Here is a 3,583-nt window from a genome sequence, read left to right as displayed (position 1 = left end):
CTCGACGCTCGGGAAGCGCATCTCCGGTCGATCCTGGACACTGTACTCGATGCAACGGTCGTCATTGAAAAGGATGGAACGATTACGTCTTTCAGTGCGGCAGCCGTGCGCCAGTTCGGCTACACCGAGGCCGAGGTTGTCGGACGGAATGTCCGGATCTTGATGCCAGAGCCCTATAAGCAGGAGCACGACGGCTACATAAGCAGATATTTGAGAACGGGTGAAAAACGCATTATCGGTATCGATCGTGTTGTCGTCGGCAAACGCAAAGATGGTTCGACATTTCCGATGAAACTTGCCGTCGGAGAGATAAAGACGGGAGATAAACTCTTCTTCACCGGGTTTATTCGAGATCTGACGGAGCGCGAAGAGTCCGCGGCGCGGTTGCACGAACTCCAGGGCGAGCTGGCGCGGCTGGCGCGGCTCAACGAGCTAGGGGAAATGGCTTCGACGCTGGCGCACGAACTCAACCAGCCGCTGTCCGCTATAGCAAACTACGCCCAAGGGTGCGCGCGCCTATTGCGCGACATCGACGATGGGCTTGCATCGAAGATGCGGGAAGCTTTGGAGGAAACGTCGCGGCAAGCTCTGCGGGCGGGCCAAATTATCAGGCACTTAAGGGAATTCGTCACACGAGGCGAAACCGACAAGGCGCCGGAAGACATCCGCAAGCTGGTCGAGGAAGCTGGTGCACTGGCGCTTGTGGGTTCACGCGAACGCGGTGTCAGGTCCGTATTCGAGTTTGACCCCAAAGCTAGATTGGTCATGGTCGACGGCGTGCAAATCCAACAGGTGTTAATTAACCTTATGCGCAATGCCATGGAGGCGATGCGAGACATGGAAAAACGCGAACTGCTGGTGCAAACGAGTTTGGACGAGAAAGGATGGGTGGTGATCGAAGTTGCAGATACTGGAGGGGGAATTCCCGATGAGATCGCACCGCAGCTGTTCAAGCCCTTCATGACGACAAAGCCTGGTGGTATGGGGGTTGGTCTGTCGATCTCCAAGCGCATTGTTGAGTCCCATGGCGGCGAAATAGCGGTAAGGAAAAACGAGAGCGGAGGTACTACGTTCCGCTTTACGCTTCCCTCGATTGGCGATGAGCACTCAAATGGCAATTGATGACTATACTGTCCACGTTGTGGACGATGAAGAGACAGTAAGAAAATCTCTGGCATTCTTGCTGACCATGTTCGGCTTCACGGTCCGCGTGCATGGGTCGGCGACCGCCTTCCTTCGAGTTGCGCCAACCTTGCGCAATGGATGTCTCATTACCGATTTGCGCATGCCCGACATGGACGGTGTCGAACTATTGCGCAGCCTGAAGGCTGCCGGCCTTCGGATACCTTCCATTGTGATAACGGGTCACGGAGACGTACCCCTGGCGGTAGAAGCCATGAAGGCTGGAGCTTTGGACTTTATAGAGAAGCCATTCGAAGACGAACTTTTAATTGAAGCGGTAAAGCGCGCTGCGGCCCAATTGACAGGAACAGCGGATGGTTCGGACGATGTTTCCACCATCCAAGCAAGACTGGAGGAACTGACCGAGCGCGAACGGCAAGTTCTTTCCCGTGTGGTGGCAGGTCTTGCCAACAAGACGATCGCCTATGATCTGAACATCAGCCCGCGAACGGTTGAGGTCCACCGTGCCAACGTGATGGCAAAAATGAAAGCCAAAAGCCTGCCGGAGCTTGTGCGAATGGCACTGGGTGCAAAGCTCAATATCGATTGACTTTCAATGCCGTCAATTTTGCGCTTGAGGTTGAAGGCTATGTTATTCTTTCCTTCAGATGTATCACTACTGCCCTTGCATCACTCAGTGCTGCGAAGGGCAGTCGTGTTGTCATAGACGTGGAAGCAATTTTGGACGATCCATTTGTGATGGCGACGGTCCAACGTTTCCACAGTATCCCCACAGTGACAGCCGTCTTACAATGCTGTCAGGCTGGCGGCGCCGACAACGGATCAGCTCGATAGTTGCCTGCACATACTGGTCGCGCTGCTGCACGCCAGGGAAGATGATTTCGGTTCGGTGGAATGAGCGAAGTATCGATGGCCGGCAATCAACATGCGACAAGTTGGATGGAAGGTTGGAAGCTTACCGAGGAATTCCGGACCGATGCAGAATCGGCATGCGCGGGAGACTGAACAACGTGGTTTTTCGCATTTTCGAGGCTCCACGGTTTTCTCGGCTACGATCGGCCGCCCATCGGATGGAGGTGCCTGGAAGTGCGCACCCGATCATATGTTCACCGGTTCAAAATCTTCTTGCACACCGGACGGCAACCACAGAGGTCATTCGTCGCCTAACTCACTACAGAATTTGATAGTCCCTACAATTGACGATCCCGTAAGGCATGTGGCGCTGCGAAGCTAAACTACTTTAGGCCCCGGCGTAGTCGCAATTGCGAAAACCCTCCCTTGGCCCTGCGAAGAATGTCCGACAGTCCGTTTGGCCTTTGTGGCGGCTTTGGCATTTCCCGGTGCACTTGCTGCAACAAGTCAAGTGGATGCGGTTTCTCGCGACACCCGCTTTACCCGTACCTCGCGTTTCATCTAACTCCTTCGATTGCCAACGCCATTGCTAGCGTCGTAATGATTTCGGCCGTCAGACCAAGGTGATATGATTTTCGACGACCCTGACGCCCGGCGCAGACCAGGCAGCACGTGTCGCGGCCCTTCGTTCTGTCCAGGTCTTCAAACGACCTTCCAGCCTTACGGTGCCGTCAGTCACGCTCACCGTTACGGCCTGGGCTTCCAGCGCCGCATCGCGCTTGAGAGCGGCCTTAATTCGCTTCTTGATGTCGGCGGGCGTTACCGCTGGAACGATTTTAATATTGTTGGAAACTCCAACAACGCCCGGCATACGCCAGATGGCACTTTCCGCGGCGTCGTTCTGATATTGCCATTCGACGTTGCCGGTCAGTTGCACCCATCCTTGTCTGACTTCAACCTGCACCGCGTTTTCGGGAACGACGACGTTCCAATTCAGCATGGCGACGGTTCGCCGTGCGATTTCTTCGTCCGTAACCGCATGGGTTCCTGCAGGCACGACTTCGATTTCCTGAACGACCGCTCTTACTCCCCTCACGCGCAGTACCGCATCACGCAGCGACATTCGCTGAGCGAAGGAGCTGACGTTTCCGGTTAGCGTGACGATCCCGTCTTTGACAGCCACATCCACATGTGCGGCATCAATGCTTGGCTCGTATTCCAGTTCATCGAAGATGTCTTGTCTCAATGAGCTGTCAGACATCACGATCCCTCCAGTTGATAGCAAAAATCCCTAACTGAGGTCTTTATGCCATCAACACTGGAAGTGATCATTGATCCAGCTCAATGCACGGATGTGTTGCGGTATTAAATTGGGCTCTCTTGTTTAAGCAGGAGGCATCGCTCATGCAAAGACAGCACTGGCAAAACGGTCTGGAGGCAATGCTTGGTGTCTGGCTTGTCGCCTCGCCCTGGATGCTGAGATACAGTAGCCCGGACACTATTGGACTGGATATCGCGTCGTGGCACTTCATCGTCGTCGGCGTCGTTCTGATTTTACTTGGTTTCATAGCTTTGTGTGCCTATGAGC

General features: G+C 54.5%; 4 protein-coding genes. 3 read left to right on the top strand and 1 reads right to left on the bottom strand.

Translation table 11 applies throughout. The annotated features are described in order from the left end of the window. Together AAAB35_RS12730 and fixJ are read left to right on the top strand one after the other, a co-directional pair. Positions 1-1,122 (top strand): PAS domain S-box protein (locus AAAB35_RS12730; RefSeq protein WP_340668648.1); only part of this gene is annotated, 1,122 nt, incomplete at its 5' end. Continuing rightward, positions 1,118-1,732 (top strand): response regulator FixJ, encoded by a 615-nt coding sequence (fixJ, locus tag AAAB35_RS12725; RefSeq protein ID WP_340668649.1) that lies wholly within the window; start codon positions 1,118-1,120, stop codon positions 1,730-1,732. The genes AAAB35_RS12730 and fixJ, both read left to right, overlap by 5 nt. 876 nt (positions 1,733-2,608) lie before the next feature. On the opposite strand, the gene AAAB35_RS12720 is transcribed toward fixJ, so the two are convergent. Further along, positions 2,609-3,256: a BON domain-containing protein gene (locus AAAB35_RS12720; protein ID WP_340668647.1), complete on the bottom strand. Its 648-nt coding sequence runs from the start codon at positions 3,254-3,256 to the stop codon at positions 2,609-2,611. A gap of 143 nt (positions 3,257-3,399) precedes the next feature. Between AAAB35_RS12720 and AAAB35_RS12715 the strand changes: the two genes are divergently transcribed. Further along, positions 3,400-3,583: SPW repeat protein (locus AAAB35_RS12715; RefSeq protein WP_340668646.1), on the top strand; the 184-nt coding region annotated here is incomplete at its 3' end.

Origin of the sequence: Phyllobacterium sp., assembly GCF_037994425.1 — a bacterium.
GTDB lineage: Bacteria > Pseudomonadota > Alphaproteobacteria > Rhizobiales > Rhizobiaceae > Phyllobacterium.
The sequence above is the reverse complement of the archived record's forward strand: the minus strand, read 5'-3'. Positions and strand labels throughout refer to the sequence as shown.

Bases quoted from the DNA above. Each gene is read 5' to 3' on its own strand.
- AAAB35_RS12720 (WP_340668647.1), bottom strand. From the start codon at position 3,256: ATGTCTGACAGCTCATTGAGACAAGACATCTTCGATGAACTGGAATAC.